Here is a 26,851-nt window from a genome sequence, read left to right as displayed (position 1 = left end):
GGGCCGGTGCTGCCGCTACTTCAGATAGCCGAGGACGGTCATCATCCCCGACTCGGCGTGGTAGATGTTGTGGCAGTGGACCATCCACAGGCCCGGGTTGTCGGCGTCGAAGTCGGCCTCGAGCCGCTTGCCGGGCAGGACGATCGAGGTGTCCTTGCGCGCGCCGCCGTCGGGCAGTTGGTAGGTGTGGCCGTGCAGGTGCATGGGGTGCCACATCGTCGTGTCGTTCACGAAGGCCAGGCGCACGCGCTCGCCGGAGCGGACGGGGTAGCGCTGGGCGGGGTCGTACTTCCTGCCGTTGACGGCCCAGTCGTATTTCATCATCGATCCGGTGAGCCTGAACTCGATGGTCCGGTCGGGCCGGCTCGCCGCCAGGCGGACGGACTCCGCGGCCTTGAGCTCGCCACCGTGCACGACCTGGCCGTCGAGCTCCTTCGGGCGTACGGAGGCGGTGGGCGCGGCTCCGCCGCCGGTGCGCAGCACGGCGAGGGCGGTGCGGTGCTTGCCCTCGGCGAGGGCGGTCAGCGGGAAGGCACCGCTGCCGACGGTCACGAGGGCGTCGATGCGCTCGCCCATCCCGAGCAGCAGCGCGTCCGCCCGCGCGTGCTCGACCGGGAAGCCGTCGGCGTGGGTGACCGTGAACGTGTGGCCGCCCAGCGCGACCCGGAACGCGGTGTCGCCGCCCGCGTTGATGATCCGCAGCCGGATCCGGTCGCCGGGCTTCGCGGTGAAGGTCTGCGGGTTCTGCGGCGTACGGCCGTTGACGAGGTAGTACGGGTAACCGACGTCGCCCGCGTCGCCGCCGAGGAGCTCGCTGGTCGCGCCCATGAGCATGCGGGAGGGGCCGCCGGACGGAGACGGGGACAGCGACGGGGACGGTGCCGTGCGGGTCGTCGTCGACATGGCGGACATGTCGTGGCCTTCCATGCCGCCGTGGCCCGTGCCGCCCGTGTCTCCCATGCCGCCCATGCCCTTGCCGAGTTCGGCGAGGACGGCGTCCGGCGTGGAGCCGTCGACGCCGTCGACCCAGTCGTCGAGGACGATCACCCATTCCCGGTCGTACGCCAGGGGCTCCCTGGGGTCCTCGACGATCAGCGGTGCGTAGAGGCCGCGGTCCTGCTGGACACCGGAGTGCGGGTGGAACCAGTACGTGCCGGGGTGGGTGACCGCGAAGCGGTACTCGAAGGAGCCGCCGGCCCTGATGTCGCGCTGGGTGAGGCCGGGCACGCCGTCCATGTCGTTGCGCAGCGCGAGTCCGTGCCAGTGGATGCTCGTGGCCTGGGGCAGGTGGTTGGCCAGGGTGAGGGCGAGAGTGCCGCCGGCGGTGACCCGCACCTCCTTGCCGGGGAGCTCGTCCCCGTACGCCCAGGTGCGGACCGTGCGTCCGCCCCCGAGGTCGAGCGGGGTCTCGACGGCCGTGAGCCTGACCCTGTGCTCGGGACCGGGCTTGCGCCGTGCTTCGGCGGCCCCGACCACCTCGCTGTCCGGGGTGAGGTAGTCGGCGGCCGGCCGCGCGCCGGAGCCGCTGGAGCAGGCGGCGAGCAGGCCGGTGCCGGCGACGGCGAGTCCGGCGCCCAGGACGGTACGACGGGTCGGTGGGGTCGGTGGGGTCGTTCGGATGGGTCGGATGGGTCGGGTCATGACGGTGGAACCTCTCGACGTGGTCGCTGTGTGCGGAAGACGGCGTACCGCTCGTGGCGAGGAGCGGCTGCTCGTCCTATCTGCGCGACAACGACAGGAGCGTCAGGAGGGACCCGGGCGGGGCGGGCGGCGGGATCGCGCGGAGCGCGTACGCGAGCCGGGCGGTGGGCGGCGGCACATCGAGGGTGAACAGGCGCCTCCGGGCGGCTCCCTTCAGGAGCAGGGCCCCGATGCCCGCGCCGAGCACGGCGAGGCAGACGGCGACGGCCCCGGCCCCGTGGGCGGGTGCGGGGTGCGTCGAGTGAGGAGGCCGGGCGGCGCCGCCCGGAGGCTCCGCCGATGGGGCCGCCAACGGGGCCGCCGGTGGGGCCGCCATGGCATGTACGGAGTGTTCGCCGGGATGGCCGAGGGCGTGCATGAGCACGACGCCGAAGAGCAGCGCGACGGCGAGCAGGCAACGGCCCACCCATGGCGCGGCCTTCCGGTGTGCCGCCACGTCCACCTCCCGTCCTCGACCCCACCGATGATACGGGGCGGGGGTATCCCGGCTATCCGTGGGCACCGTGGTGGTGGCCACCATGATGCCCGCGATCCGCCTCCACGACGTCGGCCGGGGGCAGCAGCCCGGCCACCGTCACCGCGACCAGCCGGCGGATCGCCGCCTTCGACGGCAGCCCGGCCGCCGCCCCCAGCGAGTGCAGGCAGTACGCGGCGAGCTCGTCGGCCGGCACGTCGGAGCGCAGCGCGCCGCGCTCCGCCCCGTCGGCGATCAGACCCGTCACGAGCTCCAGGAGCCGCCGGTGGGCCTCGGTGATCCCGGGGCCCTGGTGCAGCAGCGCGGCCACCTCGGTGCCGTGGTGCGCGCGGCGCTCGTACGACATGAGGGCGTATGCCTCGAGGACGGCCCGCAGCCGCTCGCCCGGATCGGCGACCCGGTCCCGTACGGCTTCGAGCTGCTCCAGATGGCCCGCCACCCGGCGCTCGTGCCAGGCGGCCAGCACGGACTCGACGTCCGGGAAGTACTTGTACAGCGTCGCCCGCCCGATGCCGGACTCCTGCGCGATCCGCGACATCGTCACGGACATCAGCCCGTGCTCCGCGACCAGTGCGGCGGCGGCGTCGAGCACAGCGTCGCGGATGGCGCCACGGTGCGCCTCGATCGTCTCGTTCCACAGTTTCGGCATGCCCCCAATGTACGGGACGACAAGGTCGTGACACTTTGACTTGACAGAGACACTCTGTCTCGAAAAAGCTGAGCGTGGAGCGCCTGCTCCTCATGTCCTCGTACGAGACGGAGTTCTCCGATGCCCGACGCACCCGACCGGCCGGCCCCGCAGCACCCGCCCCGGCCCCGCTGGGTGACCGCACTCCTGATCGGCGCGGCCGTCCTCCTCGTGGTCTTCGTCGCCCTCCACCTGACCGGGGGCGGCATGCGAGGGCACGGCTGATGGCGACGATGTCCCCCCGCGTGCGCAAGCTCGCCCTCACCGCCCATGTGACGGCGTCGGTGGGCTGGTTCGGCGCGGTCGCGGTCTTCCTGGCCCTCGCCGTCACCGGCCTTGCCACGCGGGACGCGGCGACGGTCGGACCGGCCTACGTGGCCATGGACGTGACCGGCTGGTACGTGATCGTGCCGCTCTGCCTCGCCTCGCTCGTGACCGGCGTCGTGTCGTCGCTCGGCACGACCTGGGGGCTGCTGCGCCACTACTGGATCACCGTGAAGCTCGCGATCACGGTGCTCGCCACCGGGGCGCTCCTCCTCCACCTGCCGCCGATCAGCCGTGTCGCCACCGCGGCGGCCGCCCCTGGCTGGACCGGCGCCGACCTGGTGGACCTGCGGACCCGGCTCGTCGTCCAGTCCGGCGCGGCCCTGCTCGTACTCCTCGGCGCGACCGCCCTGTCGGTGTACAAGCCACAGGGCCGGACCCGACACGGGCAGCGGCACAAGGAGCGCCAAGCCGCCCCTGCCTGATCCCGGCCAGGAAGCCCCTTGTGCGGTACCCGCCCTCGGCGGGGTCGGCCCTTTCGGCACGGAATATTCCGCGGGGCATGCGTACGCGGCGTCTGACGGGGTAGTCGCAGGCGTCCACGGAGGAATTCCGGGCGGCGGCAGGTAGACGCGTCGTGCGCGGAACGCAGCCGGGAGGAGGAGACATGAGCATGGTGCAGGAGACGATCCGGGTGGCCGCCCCGCTGCGCGCGGTGTACGGCCAGTGGACGCGGTTCGAGGAGTTTCCGCGCTTCATGGAGGGTGTCGAGGAAGTCCGGCAGCTCGACGACCGCCTCTGCCACTGGCGTACCCGGGTGGCGGGCGTGACCCGGGAGTTCGACACCGAGATCGTCGACCAGCTCCCCGACGAGCGCATCTCCTGGCGCACGGTGAGCGAGGGTGTGAGGCAGAAGGGCGTCGTCAGCTTCCGACGCCTCGACGACGCGCACACGCGCGTGAGCCTGGCCATGGAGGTCGAGCCGCAGGGGATCATCGAGAAGGCCGGTGACGCCCTCGGCTTCCTGGAGGAACGGGTCCGCGGCGATCTCCTGCGCTTCAAGGAGTACGTGGAGGAGGGCGACGGCACCGAGAGCGGCTGGCGCGGCCGGCTGCGGCCCGCCGACAGCACCGGCCAGGCCCCGGAACCGCCCGAACCCCCCGAACCGCCGGAGCGCCCAGGCCCTTACCCGGGACAGCTCCCGGAGGCCCCGCCCGGCGCGCCCCACATCTGACCGGCACGGGCGGAAGGTGCGGGGCCGGGCCCCGGCGCACGAGGCGGTGAACCGCGATGACGGCTTTCGAACTGGTGGACCTCTGCCTGCACACGGAGGATCTGGGACGCCTCGAAGTGCCCCTGTGGGGCGACAACGACGGGGTGGGCGCGGAGCCGCTGGACCTGCCGGAGGGCACGGTGATCAGCGTCGGGCTCACGTTCCGGCTCGGCCGGGACATCGAGGGGCTGACCTTCGAGGAGACCCGGGTCAGGGACGGGACGGTGCTCTCCACCGCGCGGACCGTGCTCGGCGGCTTCCGGACCGGCGGCCCGTACGAGGTCCGGCTCCCTGCCGAGCGACTGCCGCTGGGCCGGGCGCATTGCGGCGTGTACGTGGTGACCAGCCGCTTCACCGACGGCGACGGACGTGAACTGCTGACGCTGCGCCACCGGATGCGCCTGGTCCCCCAGCCGGCGCCGCATCCCGCGCGACGGCCCGCATGAATGCCCTGCGCAGGGGCAGCGGCCGGGTGAGGGCTCCGGCGCACGACGAGAGAGCGGGTTCGCGCCCCGGGGATCGGGTGCCGGGGCCGTCTCCGCAGGACACGAGTGTCCTTTCGAACGATTTCCCGGACGCGCATTCCCCCACAGGAGAGCGAGCACGGTCATGAACACCGCACGCGATCTGATGACCCCCGACGCCACCTGCATCCGCTCGACCGAGTCCGTGGTCGACGCCGCGCGGAAGATGGCCGAACTGGACGTGGGCGCCCTGCCCGTCTGCGGCCCGGACGAGCGCCTGAAGGGCATGCTCACCGACCGCGACATCGTCCTGAAGGTCGTCGCCGAGGGCATCGACCCGGCCCGCTGTACGGCCGGCGACCTCGCCGGCGACGACATCGTCACCGTGGGCGCGGACGACTCGGCCGACGACGTGCTGCGTGTGATGAGCGACCACCGCATCCGTCGCGTCCCGGTCATCGACCAGCACGTCCTCGTCGGCATCATCGCCCAGGCCGACATCGCCCGCGAGCTGCCCGACCGGAAGGTGGGCGACCTGGTCGAGTCCGTCTCGGCGGCGTCCTGACAAGGGCGAACGGCGGGTCGACCGAGGCCGTCGTCCGCACGGCAGCGCGTCGGGACCCGCCGTTCGACGCGCGTTCACCTGGCAACAGGGCCGCTGCCGACCGCCGTTCGGCAACGGCCGGGACCCTCGTCTCGCTCAGTCAGCGCTCCCCCTCCTCCCAGGACGGACACCGTGCTCGAAGTACGCGCCCCGCTCCGTGTCGCCGTCGCCGGCGCCACGATGGCCGCCCTCGCGGCCCTGCTCGCGCCCGTGGCCCAGGCGGCCCCGGCGGACGACATCCGTATCAACGAAGTGGTGACGACCGGCAGCGTCGACGACTCGGTCGAGCTGTTCAACAAGGGCACGGCCACCGTGGACATCTCGGGCTGGGTCCTCAAGGACGAGAACAGCAGCTCGAAGTTCACGGTGCCGTCCGGGACGACGCTCGCCCCGGGGGCGGTCCGCGCGTTCGACGTGTCCGGGTCGTTCGGTCTCGGTTCCAGCGACAAGGCCCGCCTGTATCTGCCCGGCGGCAGCACCCTGGTCGACAGCTTCGGTTGGAGCAGCCACTCCACCCCGTCCTGGTCGCGCTGCCCCGACGGAACCGGCGCCTTCGGCACCGCGGCCCTGACCCTCGGCGCCCTCAACGACTGCGGTTCCGGCGGCGGTACGGGTCCGGTGGCCTGGCCCGGCGGCAGTGGCGTCGCGACGGCCGACGGCTCGAACGTCTTCGGCTCGGACCTCAGCGGTCTGTACGAGGAGGGCTCCGTGCTGTGGGGCGCCCAGAACTCCGGGAAGCTGTGGCGGCTGGTCCGCGACGGCTCCGGCGGCTGGCGGCCGGACACGACGAACGGCTGGACCGCCGGCAAGACCCTGCGCTTCCCCGGCGGCAGCGGCACCCCCGACAGCGAGGCCGTCACCCTGACCGGTGCGGGCGCCGCGGGCGGCGCGTACGTCGCGAGCGAACGCAACGGCGACGCGTCCGGCACCAGCCGCCTGTCCGTCCTCCGTTACGACGTCGACTCGGGTACCGGTACCGGTACGACGCTGACCGCCACGAAGGAGTGGAACCTGACCGCCGGCCTGCCGGCCGTGGGCTCCAACGCCGGCTTCGAGGCGATCACCTGGATCCCCGACGCCACGCTCACCGCTGCGGGCTTCAAGGACGAGTCGACGGGCGCGGCCTACGACCCGAGCCGTTTCGGCGCGCACACCGGGGGCGTCTTCCTCCTCGGCGTCGAGGGCACCGGCGCGGTCCACGGTTATGTCCTGGAGGACGGCGGGGCCGCCACCCGGATCGCCACGATCAGCAGCGGCATGTCCGGTGTGATGGAGCTCCAGTGGGAGGCGCAGGCCTCGCGGCTGTGGGTGGTCTGCGACGACACCTGCTCCGGTCAGCACCGCACGATGAAGATCGGCACCGGCGGCACCTTCGGTCTCGCCGCCGCCTACAACCGCCCGACCGGCATGGCCGACCTGAACAACGAGGGCTTCGCGCTCGCCGCGGCCGACGAGTGCGTCGGCGGCAGCAAGCCGGTGTACTGGGCCGACGACGGCAACACCAGCGGGCACGCGATCCGCAGGGGCACCGTCACCTGCTGAGCCCGGGCGGGCGGGCCGGGGCCGCGCAGCGCTAGCATCTCGCGGACATGCCGCGGGCAGCTCACGGGCGCCTCACAGGTGTATCGCGGGCGTATCGAAAATCGCATACGCCGTCACAACAGCCCCTGGTCTGCAATGAGGGAATGAACCGCAACGCTTCGCCGCCGGCACCCACCCGTCCCACGCGCGGGATCGTGCTCCCCAGCCTCCTGTTCCTCGGATTGGCGGGCACCCTGTTCGTCATGCGGGGGCCGCTCATGATGTCCGCTCCGAGGTGCATGGCCGGGCGGTGGCACGGCTGCTACGACACCTTCAACGGTGTGGTGCTCATGACGCTGGTCGCGCTGCCGCTGTCGGGGCTCGTGGTGTGGGCGCTGGCGCGCCTCCGGCGGGCGGTCGCCGACGGCACGTCGGCGCTGCGCCTGTCGGTGGCCGAGGTGGGCATGGTGCACGGGACGGTGCCGTTCCTGTGGCTGACCCTGATGCCGGGCGCCGGGGCCGGCGTCGTTCCCGGGCGGTTCAGTCTGGTGCCGTTGCGGGACCTGGTCGTCATGGGGCCGCTCGGGATCTTCGGCAATCTGCTGGTCTTGGCGTCGCTGGGGTTCTTCGCGCCGATGCGGTGGGCGGCGCTCGCGTCCGTGCCGCGGATCCTGGCGCTCGGGGCGGGCTGCTCGGTCCTGGTCGAGAGCGCGCAGTACGTCCTGCGGCTCGACCGGGTGTCCTCCGTGGACGACGTCCTGGTCAACGCCGCCGGCGCGGGGCTCGCCGCGCTGGCCTCGCGCCGCTGGTGGCGCACGACGGCGCAGGTGCCGTCGGACCGGTCAGCACCCGTACCCGTATCGGCGGGCTGAGCATCGCCGGCCGCCCGGGCCGGGTCGCATATGCCGGCGATATGCCGTGCTGATTAGGCTTCCGGCATGCGTGTACTGATCGTGGAGGACGAGCCCTTTCTGGCCGAGGCCGTCCGTGACGGTCTGCGGCTGGAGGCGATCGCCGCCGACATCGCCGGCGACGGCGACTCCGCCCTGGAACTGCTCAGCGTCAACTCCTACGACCTCGCGGTCCTCGACCGCGACATCCCGGGCCCGTCCGGCGACGAGGTCGCCCGGCGGATCGTCGCCTCGGGCAGCGGCATCCCGATCCTCATGCTCACCGCCGCCGACCGGATCGACGACAAGGCGTCGGGCTTCGCGCTCGGCGCGGACGACTACCTCACCAAGCCGTTCGAGCTGCGGGAGCTCGTCATGCGGCTGCGGGCCCTCGACCGCAGGCGCGCGTACGCCCGGCCGCCGGTCCGTGAGATCGCGGGCGTGCGCCTCGACCCGTTCCGCCGGGAGGTCTTCCGCGACGGACGGTACGTCGCGCTCACCCGCAAGCAGTTCGCCGTCCTCGAGGTCCTCGTCGCCGCCGAGGGCGGGGTCGTCAGTTCCGAGGAGCTGCTGGAACGGGCCTGGGACGAGAACGCCGACCCGCTCACCAACGCCGTACGGATCACCGTGTCCGCCCTGCGCAAACGGCTCGGCGAGCCCTGGGTCATCGCGACGGTCCCGGGCGTCGGCTACCGCATCGACGCGGGCCCCGCCCGTACCGACGACGGTCCCCGTGCGTAGACGCCCCGGGCTCAGCGTCCGGATGAAGCTGACCCTCAGCTACGCCGGCTTCCTCGCCGTCGCGGGCGCGCTGCTGCTCGCCGTGGTGTGGGTGTTCATCCTGCGCTACGTACCCGACAAGGACCAGGGCCTGCTCGGGATCTCCCCGAACCGCTATCTCCTCGTGCACACCTTCGCCCCGGCCGCGGCCGTGGCGATGGCCTTCCTCCTCGTCTTCGGCCTCGTCGGGGGCTGGCTGCTCGCCGGCCGGATGCTCGCGCCGCTCACCCGGATCACGGACGCGGCGCGCCTCGCGGGGAAGGGGTCGCTGTCCCACCGGATCCGCCTGGAGGGGCGCCAGGACGAGTTCCGGGAGCTCGCCGACGCCTTCGACACCATGCTCGGAGAGCTCGAGTCGCACGTCGCCGAGCAGCGGCGGTTCGCCGCGAACGCCTCCCACGAACTGCGCACCCCGCTGGCCATCACGCAGGCCATGCTGGACGTCGCCCGCCAGGACCCCACCCACGACCGGGGCGAACTCGTCGAGCGGCTGCAGGCCGTCAACGCGCGGGCGATCGGTCTCACCGAAGCCCTCCTGCTGCTCAGCCGCAGCGACCGCGGGACCTTCACCCGCGAGAGCGTGGACCTGTCCCTCGTCGCCGAGGAGGCCGCCGAGACCCTGCTCCCCCTCGCCGAACGGCGCGGGATCACGCTCGACGTCACCGGCGGCCCGGCCCGGACCAGCGGCTCCGCGGAGCTCCTGCTGCGGATGGTGACCAACCTGGTCCAGAACGCCCTGGTCCACAACCTGCCTGCCGGCGGCACCGTGACGGTCCACACCGGGACGCGGGGCGACACGAGCGTGCTGCGGGTCGAGAACACCGGCCGCCCGGTGCCGCCGGACCTGGTCCCGACCCTCACCGAGCCCTTCCAGCGCGGTACGGAACGCGCCCGCACGGGCGGGCCCGGCGAGCACCCCGGCGTCGGCCTCGGCCTCGCCATCGTGCACAGCGTGGTCCGCGCCCACGACGGAACCCTCGACCTCGCCCCGCGCCCCGAGGGCGGTCTCCTCGTCACGGTCCGGCTGCCCGCCGCGTAGGACGGGGCTGCGTCATCGGTCCAGAGGCTTGTGGGCGGTTTCCGGCAGGCGCAGATAGACGGCGGACGAGACGAGACAGAGCGCCGCGACGTACCAGGGGAAGAGGTCCGGACGGTCCAGTTCCTTGAGGAGGGTGCCGACGTACGGGGCGGTGCCGCCGAACAGGGCGACGGTCAGGGAGTAGGGGAAGCCGATGCCGGCGGCACGGACGCGGGCGGGGAAGGTCTCCGCGTTGACGGCGGCCGAGACGGAGGTGAACCCGGTGAGGAGCACCATGCCGGCGCACTGGACGAGGAGGAGGGTGCGGAAGGAGCCGTCGAGCGCGCGGAGCAGCGGGACGACGAGGACGGCGAAGCCGAGCCCGAAGAAGAGCAGGGTGGGCCTGCGGCCGAAGCGGTCGGAGAGCAGTCCGCCGACCGGCTGGAGGAGGGCGAAGAACGCGAGGGACAGGGTGCCCGCGAGCAGCGCGTCCTCCTTGGCGATGCCGGTGTTGAGCTCGGCGTACGTCGGCAGGTACGAGGTCCAGGTGTAGTACGCGAGGGTGCCGCCGGCGGTGATGCCGCCGATCAGGAGGGAGGCACGCGGGTGGTACCGGAGCGCGTCGAGGAGTCCGGGGCGGCGTTCGTCCGCGGGCCGCTCCGCACGGGTCTCCTCGGCGCCGCGCCGGATCCAGAAGCCGGCGAGGCTGAGCACGGCGCCGAGCAGGAACGGCACCCGCCAGCCCCAGCCGTCCATGGCGGACTCGGACAGGACGGCGACGAGCAGCGCGGCGACGCCGGAGGCGGCGAGCTGGCCGATGGAGGTGGAGACGTACTGGAAGGAGGAGAACAGTCCGCGCCGGCCGGGCGCGGCCGACTCCACCAGGAAGGTCGTCGAGGCCGCGAACTCCCCGCCCACCGAGAGTCCTTGGAGCAGTCGGGCGGTCACGAGCACGACCGGGGCCAGGACTCCGGCGGCGGCGTAGGTGGGGGTGAGGCCGACGAGCAGACTGCTGGCGCCCATCAGGAGAATGGTGACGGTGAGCGCGGTGCGCCGGCCGCGCCGGTCGGCGACGGCGCCCATGAGGAGGCCGCCGACGGGCCGCATGAAGAATCCGACGGCGAAGACCGCGAACGTGGAGAGCAGCGGGACGAGGGAGTTGCCGGTGCCGGGCGGGAAGACCTGGCGGGCGAGGTAGGCGGCCAGGAAGGTGTACGCGTACCAGTCGTACCACTCGACCGCGTTGCCGACGGAGGCGGCGAGCAGCTGACGTAACGGGTGGGCGGTCGGGGCGGGCGGGGTGGGCGATGCGGGAGTGTCGGACGATACCGAGGGTGTCTCTGTCATGATCATGCACTGCCCGCCGGACGCGCCTCGTACGCAAACCGGGTGCACCGGAGGTGGAACGGCCGCCCGCCCTCGGCGCCGACCACCGGAACCCCGACCGGCGTGGCACACCCGCGCCCACCTCGAACACCCGATCGCCCCTCCTAGCCCACCGGCCCCATCAGCTCGTCCCGCCGCCGGATCACCTCCGCACGCCCCACTCCACCCCCATGCGCCCCCTTGCCCGCGCCGGACCCCCTCAGCGCCTGCGCGCGGCGTCGGACGCGCGCATCCCTGTCACCGCCGTGACAGATTTTGATCGCTTGATGACATCTTCAGTTCGAGTTTCTTTCCCTTTATCAGCCTGGAGGGATCGATGGAGGCTTCCGCTCCATCCGGGGCACATGCCAATCCCGAACTGACTATGCTCCCCACATGTGTTGCGACGCGCTCACACAGAGTCACGCGTGCGAAACCGGGCATGGACGAAACCCGCCCGCGAAACGAAAAGCCCACCGGTCTGCCGCAGCGCTCTCGCCCGCTCGCGCACACATTCTTTCCCGCTCATTCGTTCCCCTCGTTCATTAGTCCGCTCATTTCCGTCTGTTGAGGGACCCTTTTGATGGTTCGTGCAGCTTCGACTTCCAGAGCCAGGCCGCGGAACGCGGCTCCGGTGTGGCTCATTCCTCCCGGAGCCCTGGCCGGCGTCTTCGCCATAGGGTTGTTCTTCTCCTCCGCGCAGATACGGTCGTCGCTCGCCTGGTACGGCCTGGTGGCCGTCGCCCTCACGGCCGTCACCTCGGCCGTGACCATGCGCCGGCTGCGTACGTCCGACTCGGCCCGCCGGACGCAGGCGGCCACCGAGGCGCGGGAGTACTACGCCCGGCGCGAGGCGGCGCTGCTCGGCCGGCTCGCGGACCAGCGCTCCACCACCCGGTGGCTGGCCGACGAGCTGCTGCCGGCGGCCGTGGCCCGATTGCAGAAGGGCGAGAGCGCGTCGGACATCATGCAGTCCGTCTCCTTCGGCGACCACCTCGACGACGAGTTCACCGAGGCGCTGAAGGGAGCCCTGCGGACCCTCCTGGAAGCCGTCGAGGCCGAGGAGAGCACCCGCGACTCGTCGCAGCGCGCCCTCGTCGCGGTCGCCCGCCGCGTCCAGGCGATCGTCCACCAGCTCGCCAAGGACCTGCACGCCATGCAGATCCTGCACGGCACGGACATCGTCGTCTCGCGCGGTCTGCAGGACATCGACCACCGCAACGCGCTGATCGGCCGCCTCGCGGCCAGCATCGCCGTGCTCGGCGACGCCCGGCCCGGCCGTCAGTGGTCGAAGGCGATCCCGCTCTACGACGTCCTGCGCGGCGCCATGTCCCGTATCGTCGACTACCCCCGCGTACGGCTGCAGGCGGTGACCGAGGTGGCCGTGATCGGCCCCGGCGCCGAGCCGCTGATCCACCTGCTCGCCGAACTCCTCGACAACGCCACGACCTTCTCCCCGCCGCACACCCCGGTGGAGGTCACCGCGAGCGAGGTGCCCTCCGGCATCGCGATCGAGATCGAGGACCGCGGCGTCGGCCTGACCGAAGAGGTCCGGCAGCGCATCGACCGCGTCATGACGCAGTCGGCCACGGGCATCTTCCTGGCGGGCCTGGGCGAGGTCACCCAGCTCGGCCTCCCCGTCGTGAGCCGGCTGGCCCGCGAGCACGGCTGCGAGGTCGACCTGCGCACCTCCGCGTACGGCGGCGTGCGGGCCGTCATCCTCGTACCCCGACGCCTGATCACCACGGTGCAGCAGCCTGTCATGAGAGCCCCCCACGAGACCCACCGGAAGCGCTCCGGCGGCCCGGCCTTCCCGCCGCCCCCGCCGCCGCCCACGGTCATCCCGCCCGCGCCGGCCCCGATGCCCGCGCCCGCGTCCGCGTCCGCACCGGCCCCCGCGCCCGCCCGGACCTCGACCGCCCGCCACGCCGCGGTCCCGGCCCCCGCCGCTCCCGCCACCCCCTCGCCGTCGTCCTCCGCCCCGTCCTCCGCCCCGTCCTCCGCGCCGTTCACGACCGCGCCGTTCAGGTCCTCGGCGGACTCCGGCGCGACCGGCACCGGCACCGGCACCGGCGCGACCGATTCCGGCGAGCCGGGGAAGACCGTCAACGGGCTCCCGCAGCGCCGCCGTGTGTCGCCCGTCCCCACCCCGGTCGTCCGCACGGGCAGCACTCCCCCGGAGACGCCGACCCTCCCCCGGCGCAACGGCACGCCGCGCCAGCCGGGGCTGATGTGGGAGGCCTTCAACGGCGAGAAGCGAACGGCCGCCGATCCCTCCACTCCCCACAGCGATCCGTCAGATGAGGTCGAGTAACCATGCAGCCACTGCCCAACATTGACTGGATGCTCACGGAGCTCGTGGGCAGCGTTCCGTACGTGCGCCACGTGGTCGTCCTCTCCTCGGACGGCCTGTGCATCGGCCAGGCGAACACCACGCCCGACACCGCCGACTCGATCGCGGCCGCCTGTTCCGGCATCCAGAGCCTGGCCAAGGCCATCGCGCAGATGTTCCCGCACGGCGACGGCTCGACGCGGATGGTCGGGATCGAGGCCGACGGCGGCTACTTCTCCCTCATGGCGGCCGGCCCCGGCGCGTACCTCGCGGTGCTCGCCGACGAGGAGGTGGACGCGGGGCTGCTCGGCGACCGGATGCGGACGCTGGTGGTGCGGATCGGTCAGCACATGACGAGTCCGCCCCGTGATGACGTGCGGCAGGCGATGTGACATCAGAGAACCACGGCCCTTGGGACGAAGGCACCCCCGTTCCGCTCTACGTCATCACCGGTGGCCAGGGCTCCGGGGAGAAGGCCTTCAACCTCGTCACCCTGATCGCGTCGCGGTCCGCGCCCGAGCCTTCGATGCAGCCCGAGACCGCCGCCATCCTCACCATGTGCCAGTACCCGCTGTCGGTGGCCGAGGTGTCGGCCTACCTCAGCCTTCCGTTCAGTGTCGTCACCGTGCTCCTGTCCCAACTCGTCGAGGACGAACGTGTGGAAGCCATCGCACCCGTGCCCGTCGCGGCATTTCCCGAACGCGGCCTGTTGGAGGCGGTGATCCATGGACTACGCAAGCTCTGAGGCCCCCCTGGCGGGCCCGCGCGGCACCGATGTGCTGCTGCCGCACGGCGCCCGGGGAGTCAAGGTGGTGGTCGTCGGCGGCTTCGGCGTCGGCAAGACCACGATGGTCGGTGCGGTCAGCGAGATCAAGCCGCTGACCACCGAGGAGAACATGACCCAGGCGGGTGTCGGGATCGACAACAATCCCGGCGCCGCGGGGAAGAGCACCACGACCGTCGCGATGGACTTCGGCCGGATCAGCATCAACGAGGAGCTGGTCCTCTATCTCTTCGGGACCCCGGGACAGGAGCGCTTCTGGTTCCTGTGGAACGGGATCTTCGAAGGCGCGCTCGGCGCGGTCGTCCTCGTCGACACCCGGCGGATCGAGGTGTGCTTCGAGGTCATCACCCGCCTCGAGGACCGCCGGGTCCCCTTCGTCGTGGCCGTCAACACCTTCCCGGAAGCTCCGCAGTACCCCCTGCCCGAACTGCGCACTGCGCTGGCCCTCGGCGAGTCCGTCCCCATCGTCACGTGCGACGCCCGCGACCGGGCGTCCTGCCGTGACGCGCTGCTCTCGCTGATGGTCTACCTGTGCACCCTCGCCGCCCAGGAGACCCCCGTATGACCGTCCCACCCTCCGATCACGCCGGCCCGGAGACCGATCTCCTGCCGCCGCCGGGCTGCCCGGCACACGCGGCGGCCACCGGTCCCGACGGCACCACCCGGCTGTACGGCCCCACCGCGGCCACCGACCCCATGGGTCTGTACGAGAAGCTGCGCGCCGCGCACGGAGCGGTCGCGCCCGTCCTGCTCGACGGCGACGTGCGCGCCTGGCTCGTCCTCGGCTACACCGAGAACCGCGACGTCGCCACCCGCGCCACCCAGTACTCGCGCGACCCGCGGGTCTGGCACGGCTGGCGCAGCGGCGAGATCGACCCCGCCACCTCGCCGCTCGTCCCCATGATCGGCTGGCGGCCGGACTGCGTGTGCGCGGACGGCGAGGAGCACCAGCGGCTGCGCGGGGCGGTCACGGCGGGCCTGGACCAGTTCGACCACCGCGGCCTTCGCCGTCACATCACCCGCTTCGCGCACCAGTTGATCGACGGGTTCTGCGAGAGCGGCGAGTCGGAGCTGGTCAACCAGTTCACCGAGCACCTGCCGATGCTCACCCTCATCCACCTCCTCGGCATGTCGGACGAGTCCGGCCCGGAACTGGTGCACGCCGCGCGTGACCTGTTCAAGGGGACCGAGACCTCGCTCGCCAGCAACGCCTTCGTCCTCAAGGCCCTGGAGGAGCTGGTCGTCGCCAAGCGGTCACGGCCGGGGCAGGACATCGCGTCGGCGCTGCTCGCCCACCCGGCCGGTCTCACCGACGAGGAGGTGCAGCACCACCTGCGGCTGATCCTGCTCGCCGGTTACGAGACGACGGCCAACCTGATGTCCAACGTGCTGCGGATGGTGGTCACCGACCACCGCTTCCGCGGTTCGCTGGCCGGCGGTCAGATGACCCTGCCGGAGGCCGTCGAGCAGGTGCTGTGGGACGAGCCGCCGCTGATGGTGTGCCCGGGCCGCTGGGCCAACGGCGACACCACCCTCGGCGGGCAGCGGATCAAGGCGGGCGACATGCTGCTGCTCGGCCTGGCCGCGGGCAACGTCGACCAGTCGATCCGGCCGGATCCGGCGACGCCCGTGCACCACAACCGGGCGCACCTGTCCTTCAGCGCGGGCAGCCACGAGTGCCCCGGTCAGGACATCGGCCGCATCATCGCCGACACCGGCATCGACATCCTGCTGACCCGGCTGCCGGACATCTCCCTCGCGGTGCCGGAGGAGGAGCTGTCCTGGCGTTCCTCCACCTGGGCACGGCACCTGACGGCGCTTCCGGTACGGTTCGCGCCCCGGCAGCCCCGGACGCAGGACCTGCCGGCGCCGCTGCCGGCGCCGCCGACGAAGAGCAGCGGGATGCCGGCGGCGGGCCCGTGGCCGGAGACCGCACCGGTCGCGGAGCAGCGCCCGCCGGCGGCCCGGGGCTCTTGGTGGGCGCGACTGCGGCGTCGGCTGTCCCGCCGCTAGGGACTTCCGCGGTCTCCGGAGTTCGGAGGGGGCGTCGGCACACGGGTGCCGGCGCCCCCTCCGGCGTGTCCGGGCGGTCCCGGCGGGTTCCCGTCGCTCACGCGCCGGGCGGGTACCGCTCGTCGAGGCCGCGCTGTTCCGGAACGGTGGGGTCGGCGGGTACGTAGCGAGGTGCCCCGGTGTACCAGGCGTGCAGCCCGGAGAGGAAGCCGCACGCGCCCGCCATCCAGGCGTCGAGCTCGTCGCGCTCGTCGGGGTGGAGCCCTGACTGCCGTACGAGCTGCGGGAGTTCGTGGGTCCGCAGGTACTCGAAGTCGCGGAGGCGGGAGTTGACGAGGTGGACGGAGGCGGGCACGGCGTCGTGCAGGGGCAGTCCGAGGGACTCTCCGATGACGACCACCAGGTTGTTGACGTCGTACTCCTCGTGGACCTCCCGTTCGTAGGAGGCGAGGTCGTTGGCCAGGCCCATGAAGTCCATGAAGGCGTCGAGGAGGCTGCGGACGGTGCCGCTGTCGCGTATCGCCTCGGGTATTCGCGCGCGGGTGGAGAGTTCGACGGAATAGGGCGCGGTATGCGCGGCGAAGCTCTCCCGCCGGAACGGCGCGTATTCGATGAGGCTGGGAACACGCCCGGCGAGGCTGTTGGCGAGTTCCGTCACCCCCGCGTCGATGTATTTCGCCAGGGCCCGGTTGAATTCCAGCCGCCAGTGCGCGAGGCGGGGCGGGAAGAACTGCGCCTGGAGATCGGCGATTCCGCGTTCCACGGCGTTTTCCGGATACGGGAGCCGGGCGGGTATCTCGGGGCGCAGAAAATCGTGCAGCCGGGCGGTGAAGGCGAGCGCGCCCGGGAGGTCACCGGTCCGCTTGAAGGCGTTGGCGAAGTAGTCGTCCCAGGCGAGTGCCCAGATGTTGAACCGGTGATTGAGCCGCAGATCGGCCGGCGAGGCGTCGGGAAGGCACCAGGCGGTCAGCTGGTCCACCGTCATGGCGTGGAACTGGGACCGTGTCCATATCCCGTCGTACGCTCTCCGCCCTCCGTCGCCGTGCAGCATCCCCATCTCGCGCGCCCAGGTCTCGGTCTCCGCGCGCAGACCCGGCAGATACGGGTTCACCCGCACCGGGTGGGGCATCCACAGCTCGGGGAGCTCGACGGCACGCACTGTCATGGGACCAACCTCCTTCGTTCCTCGGCCCGTTCCACTGTGCGGACCACCATCGCGTCGTTCTCACCTCGGGGCGCCCGGGCAGCGGCGGCACGGCCCGCCGGCGGGACGCGCCGCGAGACCACGGCACGCCGCGGCACACTCCTTCTCTCTCCGCCCCACCGGACCGATCTCCGTCGCCAGTGCCACTGACGGCGGACCATTCCCCAGGTCCTGAACCCCAAACCTGCCCACCTTGGCCGAACTGCAACCCCAAGTGGCTTTATTCCGCTCGCCGTTGATAGCGAGGGTTCGGAAGCTGCTCGTTCTGTGTGCGTTCGGTGTGCCGGGGCAGGGTGCAGGGGACGGGCGGGACACACGGGGCGCCGACCGGGCCCGTACGACACCGCCGGCGGCTCTACACCCTCCGCCGCGACGGCGCCAGCGGGCGCACGGGCGGGCGTGATGGCGGGCGGACGGGGGGCGCGCGCCGGAGAGGGCCAAGGGTCCGGGATCCGAAGCGAACCCGCGTCCGAAGGTCGCGGTGGCGTACGCACCGCCCATCGCCCGTGAAGGCACCCGTTCAGCCTCGGCGACCGCTCTCCGGCAGCGGGGACGCGGCTTGCGTCCCCGGACGCCCGGGGCGGGTGCGCTCGGCCCATGCCGCCACCGGAGGTCCCGCCGCGCCCAGGGCCGCGAGGAAGACGCCGAGGAGCAGCCAGCCCGTGTGGCCGAGGGCGAGGACCGCGCCGGTCAGGACCAGCGGGGCGAGGGCCTGGCCCGCGTTGAAGCCGATGCCGAAGAGGCCCTGGTACTGGCCCTGGGCGTGGTCGGGGGCGAGGCCGAAGCCGAGGGCGTAGCCGCCCGAGGACTCCCAGACCTCTCCGATGCTGTGGACACACACCGCGAGGACCGCGAGCGCCGCTGCGACCCAGACGGGAACATCGGCGGTCAGCGCCATCAGCGGGCAGCTGATCAGGAACAGGAGTCCGGCTCGGCGGAAGGCGCGGCCGCCCTGGCGCGGGGTCTCGACCCTGGCGCCGAGGCGGCTCTGGAGCAGCACGCAGACGCCGCTGTTGACCGCGTAGACCGCGGCCACGGTCCAGCGTGGTGCGTCGGTGTGGGCGGCGAGCCAGATCGGCAGGAGCAGGGAGACGGCTTGGTACTGCAGGCCCATGGCGCTGTAGAGCGCGACGAAGGACACATACGGCCGGTCGGCGAGGACGGACCACTGACGGTGGTTCTCGGGCTTGGGCAGGGGCCGGTAGTTCGGGACGCCTATCAGCACGATCAGTCCGGCGCAGGCGAAGCTGGCGGCGTTGGCGAGGATCAGCGCGGTATAGGCGGGGCGGGTGTCGATCTGGAGGGCGACGGCCGCGCCCAGGGTGCCGACGACGACGCCGAGATTGACGAAGGTCCGCAGTCGGGCCCGGAACGCGGCTGGCCGCTCGCCGCCGACCCTGGCGACGAGTGCTCCGCCCGCGGCGCCGCTCGCGGTGGCGGCCAGCCGGTCCAGAGTGGCGACGAGGGTGAAGGCGAGCCAGCTGTCGATGAGGACGAAAGACGCCATGGTGAGGGCCAGCACGGCCTGGGCCGTCAGCGAGACAGCGCGCGGCCCGTACCGGTCGGCCAGGTTCCCGGCCGGTATGCCGGCTGCCAGGCCGCAGAGCCCGGCGATCGTCAGTCCCGCTCCCACCTGTGTGGCGGGCAGGTGCACGACGAAGGTGAAGTAGAGGACGGCGGCGGCGTTGAAGAGCCCGTTGCCGACCCGGCTGACGAAACTGGCGGCGATCAGAGCCCGCTGCGGACCGGCTTCGGGCCCGCCGCGACGCAAGCGTCTCCCTAACCCTGTCGTGATCATGACGGTGAGGCTAACAGGGACCGGGGCACGTCACGGCCCCTACGCGGGTTCGGGCAGCCTTCCCAGGTGCGCGGCGACCCGCGTGCGCAGCAGCAGGTATGCGTCCCAGCGGCGGGGCAGGGGGCCCGGAGGGCGTTCGACGACGCGCTCGGCGCTGACCTGCTCGCCCCGGCGGAACTGTTCGCGGGTCAGATCGAGGTCGATGCCGTTGGGGAGGCGGTTCCACCAGTGGTAGCCGTGCTGCTCGCCGGCCAGGTGGACCTCGCCGACGACGAGGTCGCCGCCGAAGAGGTCGTTCACGATCAGGGCGGTGATGTCGCAGTGGCCCCAGGCGGGGTTGTCCGGCTGCCACTGGGTCCGGTAGTCGGGCGAGCTGGTGTCGGCGGCCCAGGATGCGCGCAGGGCGCCGTCGAGGTCGAGGAGGCTCCATGTCGTGGTCACACCGGGGAGCATGACACCGGCCACTGACAACGGTGCCGCCGTCAGTGGCCGGTGCGGTGACGTGGGCCTACTCGGGCGGTGCGACCGCCGTTCCGCTGGCGCGGAGGTCGGCCAGGAGTTCGGCCTGCCCGGCCAGGACGCCGGACAGGATCGCGCGGGCGACCACCAGGAGCTGCGCGACCTGCGGGTCGGTGAGCGTGTAGCGGACCGCCGAGCCCTCACGGCGCGCCACGACCAGGTTGGCGCGGCGCAGCACGGCGAGCTGCTGGGAGAGGTGCGCGGGCTCGACGCCGACCTCGGCCAGCATCTCCGAGACCGCGTGTTCCCGCAGGCTGAGCAGCTCCAGGACGCGGATGCGCACGGGATGGCCGAGCGTCTTGAAGAATTCCGCCTTCAGCTGGTAGAGCGGCGCGCTCACGGTGCCCACCGCCCCTTCCCGGGGAGCGCCGAGGGCGCGTCCGCGCCCGGCCGTCCGCGCCCTCGCCACGTCGATCGTGTGCAGTCAGAACTCTTCGTCATGGGACCATCCTCGCGTCTTCGCGGCGTCCCGCTGCAACGCCCTCGAAGGTCAGGCCTTCTTGACCACGCTGGACTTCAGCTGCATGGGGCCGAAGCCGTCGACCTTGCAGTCGATGTCGTGGCCGTCGACACCGTCGACCAGGCGGATGTTGCGGACCTTGGTGCCCGCCTTGATGCCGCTGGGGCTGCCCTTCACCTTGAGGGTCTTGACCACGGTCACCGTGTCGCCGTCGGCGAGGACATTGCCGACGGAGTCCCGGATCACCTTCGCGCCGCCGGCGGCGTCGTCGGAGCCCGCCTCGGCGGCGGAGGCCGACCACTCGTGGCCGCATTCGGGGCACACGAGCAGCGAGCCCATCTCGTAGGTGTAGACGCCGGAGCACTCGGGGCACGGGGGAAGGTTCTCGTTCACCCCTCGATTCTATGAGCAGCCGATCGAATTGCGAAAATCGGCAACCCGCCCGGTGGGCAGTGCGGCCTCCGGGCGGGACGGCGCCGGCCCGGTCAGGGTGCGGTGCGGACCGGGAAGCTGGTCGGGTGGCCCTGTTCCTTCAGCCAGGGCAGGACCTGGCGGAGGGCCGCGACGGTCTGGCTGCGGTCGCCGCCGCCGTCGTGGAAGAGGATGGTGGGGCCGTTGGACAGCTCGTTCTTCACGGTGCCGACGATGGCCGCGGTACCCGGGCGCTCGAAGTCCTTGGTGTCCACGTTCCAGCCGAGTGGGCGCATGCCCTCGGCCGCGGCGATCTTCCGGCTGTCGGGCGTGAACGCGCCGCCCGGCGCCCGGTAGTACTCGATCTTCGCGCCGCCGGCCGCCTCCTCGATCAACCGCTTCGCGTCGAGGATCTGCTGCCGCTGGTACGCGACCGGCTTCTTGTCCATGGTGGTGTCGTGGTCCATGGTGTGGTCGCAGAGCCGGTGCCCCTCGGCGACGACCCGCTTCACCAGCTCCGGGTGCTCCTTGGCACGCGGCCCGACCATGCAGAACGTGGCCTTGACGCCGTTCTCCTTGAGGATGTCGAGCATCTGGGGCGTCCAGTTCGGGTCGGGACCGTCGTCGATGGTGATGCTCACCGACTTCCCGCCCGCCTCGGTGGCGTGCGCGATGCTCACCGGGACCTTCGCCGGCTTGACCTGCTCCGGGCCCTTCCCGTCCTCGGTGGGCGGCACGCGCTGCTCCTGCCGCGCCCCGGCTCCTCCGCCGTCCCGCGCCTCCGCCTCCGTGTCCGTCAACACGGCGGCCCCCCAGGCGGCCAGGCTCAGCGCGACCGCCGACGCGACCGCGGCTATCTGCGGCGTGTACTTACTCTTCAGCCCCATGTGCTGCCCACTCCCCGTGACTCTCCCGACGGCTCCCGCAGGAGAGGACGGAGGAACGGCCGAGAAGGTTTCACCTGATCGCGTGAGGAATGTGGGCCAGGTGGCCGGGGGCGGGTCGACGTGCCCGCGGGTGCCGTGCGCGGCGCCCGCGGGCGACGGTCCGTCAGTAGGCGCCGAAGACGTTGTCGATGGAGCCGTAGCGGTCGGCGGCGTAGTTGCAGGCCGCGGTGATGTTGGCGACCGGGTCGTACGGGTCGAGCGAGGTGCCGGCCACGTGGTAGGCGCGGAAGGTGGGGTCGATCACCTGGAGGAGGCCCTTGGAGGGGGTGCCGGCGAGGGCGTTGGAGTCCCAGTTGTTGATGGCCCGCGGGTTGCCGGAGGACTCGCGCATGATGTTGCGGTAGATGCCGTCGAAGCTGCCGGGGATGCCTTCGCGGGCCATGATGTCGAGGGACTCGCGGATCCAGCCCTCGAGGTTGTCGGCGTACGTGTAGCCCGCGGACGTGGCGGAGCCGGTGGAGGTCGCGACGGCCTGGACCGCCTTCGACCGAACGGCCTTCGCGGGGGCCGAGGCGGCGGCCACGCTCGTGCCGGCCTTGGCCGCCTTGGGCGCCTTGGCCGCCTTGGCCGCGGCCTTCGCGGCGGTTCCGGCGACGGTGAGCTTCTGCCCCGGGTGGATCAGGCGCGGGTCGCCGCCGACGACGCGACGGTTGTCCTTGTAGAGCTTCTTCCAGCCGCCCTGGACCCCGTACCTGTGGGCGATCTTCGACAGCGAGTCACCGGCCACGACGGAATACCTCACCGGCGCCGCCTTCACGGCCGCCGGGGCTGTGAAGGGGGCCACTGAAGGCGCCGAAAGAGGCGTCTGCTTTGCCACTGCGACGGAGGGAGCGACGGCCGGGGTGGCCGCGCCGGCGGTGGTGGCGCCGGCCAGGGGCAGGGCGAGGGCGGCGCTGCCGGTGAGGCCGACGGCGGCGATGCCGCGGGCGAGCGGGGCGTTCTTCGGGCGGCGGTGCTTGCCGGATCCACGCATGGCGAGTTCCTCTCCTTCGCCTGCGAGGTGAGCTGTCGGGTTCGGGCAGGAGATGCCCGGCCGCGCTGCGCGCGGCTTCACCCCGAGCCGTCCCCGGAGACCGGGGCCGGCGGCGAACCTGGGTCCCCCGCTCCTGCCGGAAGTGTGGTGAGTGCGGTCGACCGGGCGGCGGCAGGATTCGGCGTTTCCGTCCGGTTTCGGGGCGACCGTATGCGAAGACAAATATCGAAAACAAGGAGGGAATTCATCACGCGAAATCGATCTGCGGGCAAATTCAAAAGGATCATCACGCCCGCTCCCACCCCTCACCCCAATCCTTTTCCGTCCGGCCGCTCCTGACGCCGCGACAGCATTCCGGAGGCCCTTCCGGAGACCGGTCCCAGGTGACCCACATCACCCCTGACCGATCGGCGCCGCCTGCCCACCTTTCCGGCTCGAATTACCCCCTTCATGAATCACCTCGGCATTTCGGCATTGCAATGGAATAGCCGGACATCGTCCGTTTTGATCCGGCACCGCCCGACGGCGGGCGGTGGCCCTTCGTCGGTCCGCCGACGGTCAGGGATCAGAACCGGCCACCCCTCCCCCGCCGGGCAACCCCGTCTCTCCCTCCCCCGTCCTCCGGGGGCAAGAGGGGCGCCCGGGGGATCGCAGGCGCCCGGAAGCGTGCTGGACGAGAACGATCGTGAGGTAGAGCGCTTTGATACGTGTCACACGCGGCATGACCACCGCCGTGACGCTCATGGCCCTGGCGGGTGTGTCGCCGGGGCTCGCGTACGCGCAACCGGACACCGCCTCGGCCGCCGTCACCGGATCCGCCGCGGCAGGGCTGCCCGAGGGGTGGCGGGTCGCCGGAAGCGGTGCGGGGCGGGAGTTGGTGTGGACGGCCGAGGAGGCCGTGCCGATGGGGGATGCCCGGGTCGAGTTCCGGGTCGACGGGAGACTGCTCGGGTACCCGGAGGCCGCGGCGGACGGGCGGTCGTTCCGGCTCGCCATCGGGGCTGAACGGGTGGACGGCGGGGCGCGGTTGAGCGTCACGGCGGGCGGACGGCGGCTCGATGCCGAGGCGCCGGCCCAGGCGCCCCGTCTGCGGCCGGCGGCTCCGGCAGATCCCGGGGCACGGCCTGAGGCGCCGCTGCCGGCGAATCCGGTGGATCCGGGGGTCCCCGGCCCGTACCGCACCGTGTCCGGCGAGTACGCGCTGAAGGACGTGCGGCTGCCCGGCTTCCCCGAGCCGGTCGAGATGCGCGCCGCCGTGACGGCGCCGGCGGGCGCGCCGGGGAGGCGGCCGGTGGCGCTGTTCCTGCACGGCCGGCACGGCACCTGCTACAAGCCGGGTGTGGAGGAGGGATCGGGCGAGTGGCCGTGCCCGGCGGGCATGCGGCCGATACCGAGTCATCAGGGATACGGGGCGGCGCAGAAGCTGCTCGCCTCGCAGGGGTACGTGACGCTGTCGGTGTCCGCGAACGGCGTCAACGGGCAGGACCACCGGGCGGACGACGGCGGCGCGCAGGCCCGTTCCTCGCTGGTCCGGCTGCATCTCGCCCGCTGGGCGGAGTGGGGCGAGCACCCGGACAAGGCGCCGGCGGTGGTGCGGAAGGCCGCGGCGGCCGCCGACCTCTCCCGCGTCCTGCTGGTCGGGCACTCGCGGGGCGGCGAGGGCGTGAACCGGGCGGCCCTCGACAGTCTGTCCGCGCCGCCCGCCGGCCAGGACGGCTACCGGGGGCCGGTGCGCTGGAAGATCCGCGGCGATGTCCTCATCGGGCCGACGATCTTCGGCCAGAACCCGGTCCCGGACGTGCCGTCGATGACGATCCTGCCCGGCTGCGACGGCGATGTGTCCGATCTGCAGGGGCAGTTGTACCTGGACGCCACGCGCGGTGTCAGCCGGGGCGCGGCCCTGCACAGCGCGGTGTACGTGGTGGGCGCCAACCACAACTTCTTCAACAGCGAGTGGACGCCGGGCCAGGCGAAGGCGCCGGCCGTGGACGACTTCTGGTCCGACGGGGAGCAGCCCGATCCGGTCTGCTCCCCCGGCACCCGGACGCGCCTCGCCGCGCCGCAGCAGCAGGCGGCGGGCGCCGCCTACATCGCGGCCGCCGCCCGGCTGTTCGTGGCGGGTGACGACCGGGTGCGGCCGCTGCTCGACGGCACCGGCCGGCGGGCGCCGTCGGCGGGCCCGGCGCGGGTGCTCACGCACGCCGTGGGGGCGGGCCGCGTCCCGGCGTTCGTACCTGGTTCGCCCGGGGCCGCGGCGGCCCTGACCGTGTCCGGCGCGGGCCGGCTGTGCGCACAGATCGACCCCGACGCCGCCCGCGCGTGCCTGGCGCCCGACGAGGGCGGGCAGTCGCCGCACTTCGCGTCCTGGGAGACCTCGCCCGAGCCGGGCCGCGATGCCGTCGCGCTGCGCTGGACCCGTACGGGCACGCCGGTCACGGTGCGGTCGGAGCGGCCGGTGTCCCTCGCGGGCGCCGAGTCGCTCGCGCTGCGGGTGGTCGTGCCGCCGAACACCAAGGGCACGGAGCTCGACGTGACCGTGGCCGACGCCTCGGGCCGCCGGGCGGCCCTCGGCCGGGTGCGGGTGGACGGGCTGCCGGGCAGTGAGCGCACCGCCTCGTACTGGGCGCGGGAGGTCCGCGTCCCGCTGTCCCCGGCGGTCCGGGCGCGCCTCGATCTGAGGAACATCGCCGCGCTCGAACTGGCCCCGCGCACCGCGGAGGGCCGGGCCTGGCTGGTGGACTCCTGGGGCTTCCGCCCGGGTCTGCCGGCGGTGCGTCCGGTCGCGCTGCCGCGGGTGGACGTCGGGCGGCTCACGGTCGACGAGGGCGACTCCGGGGTGCGGACGTACCGGGTGCCGGTGACCGTCTCCGGCTCGGGCAGCGGTCAGGTGCGCCTGTTCGCCCCGAAGCCCGGCGCCGACGGGGCCGACGGGGCCGACGGGTTCACCTCCCGGGTGGTGACGGTCCGCCCGGGGCACCAGGACATCGACGTACGGGTGCCGGTGGAGGGGAACACGCGGTACGGCTGGGACGTGACCCGCGACGCCTTCGTGAAGGCCGTGCGCGGCATCGCCGTCGGCGCGCACCGGGGCGGGGTGACGGCCCGCAACGACGACCCGATGCCCGAGGTGCGGGTGACGCCGGTCGCCGACGCGGTGGCCGAGGGGCAGGCACTGGTGTGGCGGGTCACGCTGTCGCGGCCCGCCGACGCCGACATCCTCGGCGGCGTCTCCTTCCTGGCCCCGGCCGGCGGCGCGCCCGAGCTGTCCACGGCCGATCTCGACCCGGAGTGGGTTCGGGACACCTACGGCTCCGTGCCCGATCCGGCGCGGCCGCTGTCCCGGCCGGAGTACCCGGACGCGTACGCGGCGTTCGCCGTACCGGCGGGCGAGACGGTGACCGAGGTGCGGGTGCCGACCGTGCGGGACGGGGTCGCCGAGCCGGCGGAGGCGCTGCGGGCCGTGCCCTTCACGTACGACGCCGAGTGGCGGCAGGTGCCGGGCAGGGAGTTCACGGGGACCGTACGGGACGCCTCGTAGCGTGGTGTGAGGGGCGTACGGACGCCGGGACGCCGGGGGCAACTCGCGAGGTGCCCCCGGCGTCCTTCCGTACGACTGACTGCACGCATGCGAACGCCCGCCTCGGCGGACAGGACGGACACGCGATGAGCGACAAGGCCCGGGTTCTCTTCGACGCGCTCGATCTCGACCACGACGGCACCCTGACGCGCGCCGAGGTCATCGCCGCGCTGCGCGCCAAGGGGCCGACGCTGGTCGCACAGGGGGTGATCCCGGCGTGGGGCCTCGGGGACGCGGACGCCTCCTCGGCGCTCTTCGACGAGGCCGACGCGAACGGAGACCGGGTGCTCAGCTTCGAGGAGTTCGCCAGGATCGTGAACCGCCGCTTCGGCTGGTGACGTGGTCGCGGCGGCCGGTTGTGCGGCCGGACACCTCCTAGGCTGCGGTGGGGCGCGGCGGGGTGCGGGCGACGTGGACCGGGCCGACGACGGTCAGCGGGATGCCGAGGTGCTCGCAGAGCCGGCGGGCCCGGGAGAGGGCGCTGAGCGAGGCCGGGGACGGGTCGGCGGTGGGCAGCTGGACCCGGACGAGGCGTGGCCGGTGGGACAGCAGGAGGGCCTCGGTCTGGAGGAAGGCCGCTGCTCTGCTGGTGACGTCGAGGTCCTGGAGGAACGACAGGTGCAGGACGCCGTCCTCGAAGGCGTGGCTGATGAGCATGACGATCTCCTTCCGCCGCCCGGTGGCCACCCCCGCCTCGCGGCATGCCGGACGGCATGAGCGGGGCAGACGGCGGCTCACCCAGTATGCGGAGAAGCGTGCCGGATGCACCCTTTCGTGCGGCGTGTCGGAG

The 26,851-nt window shown here is 72.6% G+C and carries 28 protein-coding genes and 1 riboswitch; of the genes, 16 read left to right on the top strand and 12 right to left on the bottom strand.

Annotated elements, in window-relative coordinates:
* Window positions 1–15: 15 nt before the first annotated feature.
* The 3 genes from AB0M18_RS15880 to AB0M18_RS15870 form a co-directional block, all read right to left on the bottom strand.
* Entirely contained in the window at window positions 16–1,641 is a 1,626-nt protein-coding gene (locus AB0M18_RS15880) for a multicopper oxidase family protein (protein ID WP_365758128.1), read from the bottom strand.
* A gap of 76 nt (window positions 1,642–1,717) precedes the next feature.
* A complete protein-coding gene (locus AB0M18_RS15875) occupies window positions 1,718–2,137 on the bottom strand; it encodes a hypothetical protein (protein ID WP_365758126.1) in 420 nt (139 codons plus the stop codon).
* 52 nt (window positions 2,138–2,189) lie between these two features.
* Complete coding sequence (locus tag AB0M18_RS15870; protein WP_365758124.1) at window positions 2,190–2,825, bottom strand: TetR/AcrR family transcriptional regulator; 636 nt, start codon at window positions 2,823–2,825, stop codon at window positions 2,190–2,192.
* A gap of 120 nt (window positions 2,826–2,945) precedes the next feature.
* Between AB0M18_RS15870 and AB0M18_RS15865 the strand changes: the two genes are divergently transcribed.
* The 9 genes from AB0M18_RS15865 to AB0M18_RS15825 all read left to right on the top strand — a co-directional run bounded on the left by AB0M18_RS15865 (window position 2,946) and on the right by AB0M18_RS15825 (window position 9,699).
* Complete coding sequence (locus AB0M18_RS15865) at window positions 2,946–3,089, top strand: hypothetical protein (protein WP_365758122.1); 144 nt, start codon at window positions 2,946–2,948, stop codon at window positions 3,087–3,089.
* On the top strand, window positions 3,089–3,613 hold the full coding sequence (locus tag AB0M18_RS15860) for a hypothetical protein (RefSeq protein WP_365758120.1): 525 nt from the start codon (window positions 3,089–3,091) through the stop codon (window positions 3,611–3,613). The genes AB0M18_RS15865 and AB0M18_RS15860 overlap by 1 nt, the downstream gene beginning before the upstream one ends.
* Before the next feature lie 182 nt (window positions 3,614–3,795).
* On the top strand, window positions 3,796–4,362 hold the full coding sequence (locus AB0M18_RS15855; RefSeq protein ID WP_365758118.1) for an SRPBCC family protein: 567 nt from the start codon (window positions 3,796–3,798) through the stop codon (window positions 4,360–4,362).
* 56 nt (window positions 4,363–4,418) lie between these two features.
* Entirely contained in the window at window positions 4,419–4,847 is a 429-nt protein-coding gene (locus AB0M18_RS15850) for a hypothetical protein (protein ID WP_365758116.1), read from the top strand.
* A 163-nt stretch (window positions 4,848–5,010) separates the two neighbouring features.
* Entirely contained in the window at window positions 5,011–5,430 is a 420-nt protein-coding gene (locus tag AB0M18_RS15845) for a CBS domain-containing protein (RefSeq protein ID WP_365758114.1), read from the top strand.
* Window positions 5,431–5,649: 219 nt separating this feature from the next.
* On the top strand, window positions 5,650–7,011 hold the full coding sequence (locus AB0M18_RS15840; RefSeq protein ID WP_365758305.1) for a lamin tail domain-containing protein: 1,362 nt from the start codon (window positions 5,650–5,652) through the stop codon (window positions 7,009–7,011).
* Window positions 7,012–7,154: 143 nt separating this feature from the next.
* A complete protein-coding gene (locus tag AB0M18_RS15835; protein ID WP_365758112.1) occupies window positions 7,155–7,862 on the top strand; it encodes a VanZ family protein in 708 nt (235 codons plus the stop codon).
* A 66-nt stretch (window positions 7,863–7,928) separates the two neighbouring features.
* Window positions 7,929–8,621, top strand: a complete 693-nt coding sequence (locus AB0M18_RS15830; protein WP_365758110.1) for a response regulator transcription factor — start codon at window positions 7,929–7,931, stop codon at window positions 8,619–8,621.
* Complete coding sequence (locus AB0M18_RS15825; RefSeq protein ID WP_365758108.1) at window positions 8,614–9,699, top strand: HAMP domain-containing sensor histidine kinase; 1,086 nt, start codon at window positions 8,614–8,616, stop codon at window positions 9,697–9,699. The genes AB0M18_RS15830 and AB0M18_RS15825 overlap by 8 nt, the downstream gene beginning before the upstream one ends.
* A gap of 12 nt (window positions 9,700–9,711) precedes the next feature.
* On the opposite strand, the gene AB0M18_RS15820 is transcribed toward AB0M18_RS15825, so the two are convergent.
* Window positions 9,712–11,025 (bottom strand): MFS transporter, encoded by a 1,314-nt coding sequence (locus tag AB0M18_RS15820; protein ID WP_365758106.1) that lies wholly within the window; start codon window positions 11,023–11,025, stop codon window positions 9,712–9,714.
* Window positions 11,026–11,677: 652 nt separating this feature from the next.
* Between AB0M18_RS15820 and AB0M18_RS15815 the strand changes: the two genes are divergently transcribed.
* Genes AB0M18_RS15815 through AB0M18_RS15795 form a run of 5 tightly spaced genes read left to right on the top strand, consistent with a single transcriptional unit; the run spans window position 11,678 to window position 16,172 of the window.
* Complete coding sequence (locus AB0M18_RS15815) at window positions 11,678–13,357, top strand: sensor histidine kinase (RefSeq protein ID WP_365758104.1); 1,680 nt, start codon at window positions 11,678–11,680, stop codon at window positions 13,355–13,357.
* A 29-nt stretch (window positions 13,358–13,386) separates the two neighbouring features.
* A complete protein-coding gene (locus AB0M18_RS15810; RefSeq protein WP_365758102.1) occupies window positions 13,387–13,767 on the top strand; it encodes a roadblock/LC7 domain-containing protein in 381 nt (126 codons plus the stop codon).
* Window positions 13,764–14,120, top strand: coding sequence for a DUF742 domain-containing protein (locus AB0M18_RS15805; RefSeq protein ID WP_365758100.1), 357 nt, complete (start codon window positions 13,764–13,766; stop codon window positions 14,118–14,120). Before AB0M18_RS15810 ends, AB0M18_RS15805 begins: the two co-directional genes overlap by 4 nt.
* Window positions 14,101–14,724: an ATP/GTP-binding protein gene (locus tag AB0M18_RS15800; RefSeq protein WP_365758098.1), complete on the top strand. Its 624-nt coding sequence runs from the start codon at window positions 14,101–14,103 to the stop codon at window positions 14,722–14,724. Before AB0M18_RS15805 ends, AB0M18_RS15800 begins: the two co-directional genes overlap by 20 nt.
* Window positions 14,721–16,172 carry a cytochrome P450 gene (locus AB0M18_RS15795; RefSeq protein WP_365758096.1) on the top strand — a complete coding sequence of 484 codons (1,452 nt, stop codon included), beginning with the start codon at window positions 14,721–14,723 and terminating at the stop codon, window positions 16,170–16,172. Before AB0M18_RS15800 ends, AB0M18_RS15795 begins: the two co-directional genes overlap by 4 nt.
* A 97-nt stretch (window positions 16,173–16,269) precedes the next feature.
* Here AB0M18_RS15795 and AB0M18_RS15790 read toward each other — a convergent pair whose 3' ends face one another.
* The 7 genes from AB0M18_RS15790 to AB0M18_RS15760 all read right to left on the bottom strand — a co-directional run bounded on the left by AB0M18_RS15790 (window position 16,270) and on the right by AB0M18_RS15760 (window position 22,484).
* Window positions 16,270–17,337: a hypothetical protein gene (locus AB0M18_RS15790; protein WP_365758094.1), complete on the bottom strand. Its 1,068-nt coding sequence runs from the start codon at window positions 17,335–17,337 to the stop codon at window positions 16,270–16,272.
* Window positions 17,338–17,896: 559 nt separating this feature from the next.
* On the bottom strand, window positions 17,897–19,147 hold the full coding sequence (locus AB0M18_RS15785) for an MFS transporter (protein ID WP_365758092.1): 1,251 nt from the start codon (window positions 19,145–19,147) through the stop codon (window positions 17,897–17,899).
* Window positions 19,148–19,213: 66 nt separating this feature from the next.
* Entirely contained in the window at window positions 19,214–19,627 is a 414-nt protein-coding gene (locus AB0M18_RS15780; RefSeq protein ID WP_365758089.1) for a hypothetical protein, read from the bottom strand.
* A gap of 55 nt (window positions 19,628–19,682) precedes the next feature.
* Window positions 19,683–20,033 carry a metalloregulator ArsR/SmtB family transcription factor gene (locus AB0M18_RS15775; RefSeq protein ID WP_365758087.1) on the bottom strand — a complete coding sequence of 117 codons (351 nt, stop codon included), beginning with the start codon at window positions 20,031–20,033 and terminating at the stop codon, window positions 19,683–19,685.
* Between the two features lie 150 nt (window positions 20,034–20,183).
* A complete protein-coding gene (locus tag AB0M18_RS15770) occupies window positions 20,184–20,546 on the bottom strand; it encodes a zinc ribbon domain-containing protein YjdM (protein WP_365758085.1) in 363 nt (120 codons plus the stop codon).
* A 92-nt stretch (window positions 20,547–20,638) separates the two neighbouring features.
* Window positions 20,639–21,451, bottom strand: a complete 813-nt coding sequence (locus AB0M18_RS15765; protein WP_365758083.1) for a polysaccharide deacetylase family protein — start codon at window positions 21,449–21,451, stop codon at window positions 20,639–20,641.
* A 163-nt stretch (window positions 21,452–21,614) separates the two neighbouring features.
* Entirely contained in the window at window positions 21,615–22,484 is an 870-nt protein-coding gene (locus AB0M18_RS15760; protein WP_365758081.1) for a LysM peptidoglycan-binding domain-containing protein, read from the bottom strand.
* A 4-nt stretch (window positions 22,485–22,488) separates the two neighbouring features.
* Window positions 22,489–22,644: riboswitch (cyclic di-AMP (ydaO/yuaA leader) on the bottom strand.
* Window positions 22,645–23,205: 561 nt separating this feature from the next.
* Here AB0M18_RS15760 and AB0M18_RS15755 point away from each other — a divergent pair.
* Both AB0M18_RS15755 and AB0M18_RS15750 read left to right on the top strand, forming a co-directional pair.
* The gene (locus tag AB0M18_RS15755; protein WP_365758079.1) at window positions 23,206–26,022 is read left to right on the top strand and encodes a hypothetical protein; all 2,817 of its coding nucleotides are present in this window, start codon (window positions 23,206–23,208) and stop codon (window positions 26,020–26,022) included.
* Window positions 26,023–26,147: 125 nt separating this feature from the next.
* The gene (locus AB0M18_RS15750; RefSeq protein ID WP_365758077.1) at window positions 26,148–26,399 is read left to right on the top strand and encodes an EF-hand domain-containing protein; all 252 of its coding nucleotides are present in this window, start codon (window positions 26,148–26,150) and stop codon (window positions 26,397–26,399) included.
* 37 nt (window positions 26,400–26,436) lie between these two features.
* On the opposite strand, the gene AB0M18_RS15745 is transcribed toward AB0M18_RS15750, so the two are convergent.
* Window positions 26,437–26,718, bottom strand: a complete 282-nt coding sequence (locus tag AB0M18_RS15745; protein ID WP_365758075.1) for a hypothetical protein — start codon at window positions 26,716–26,718, stop codon at window positions 26,437–26,439.
* Window positions 26,719–26,851 lie beyond the last annotated feature (133 nt).

Origin of the sequence: Streptomyces sp. NPDC051909 (genome assembly GCF_040681095.1) — a bacterium.
Taxonomy (GTDB): Bacteria; Actinomycetota; Actinomycetes; order Streptomycetales; family Streptomycetaceae; genus Streptomyces.
The sequence above is the reverse complement of the archived record's forward strand: the minus strand, read 5'-3'. Positions and strand labels throughout refer to the sequence as shown.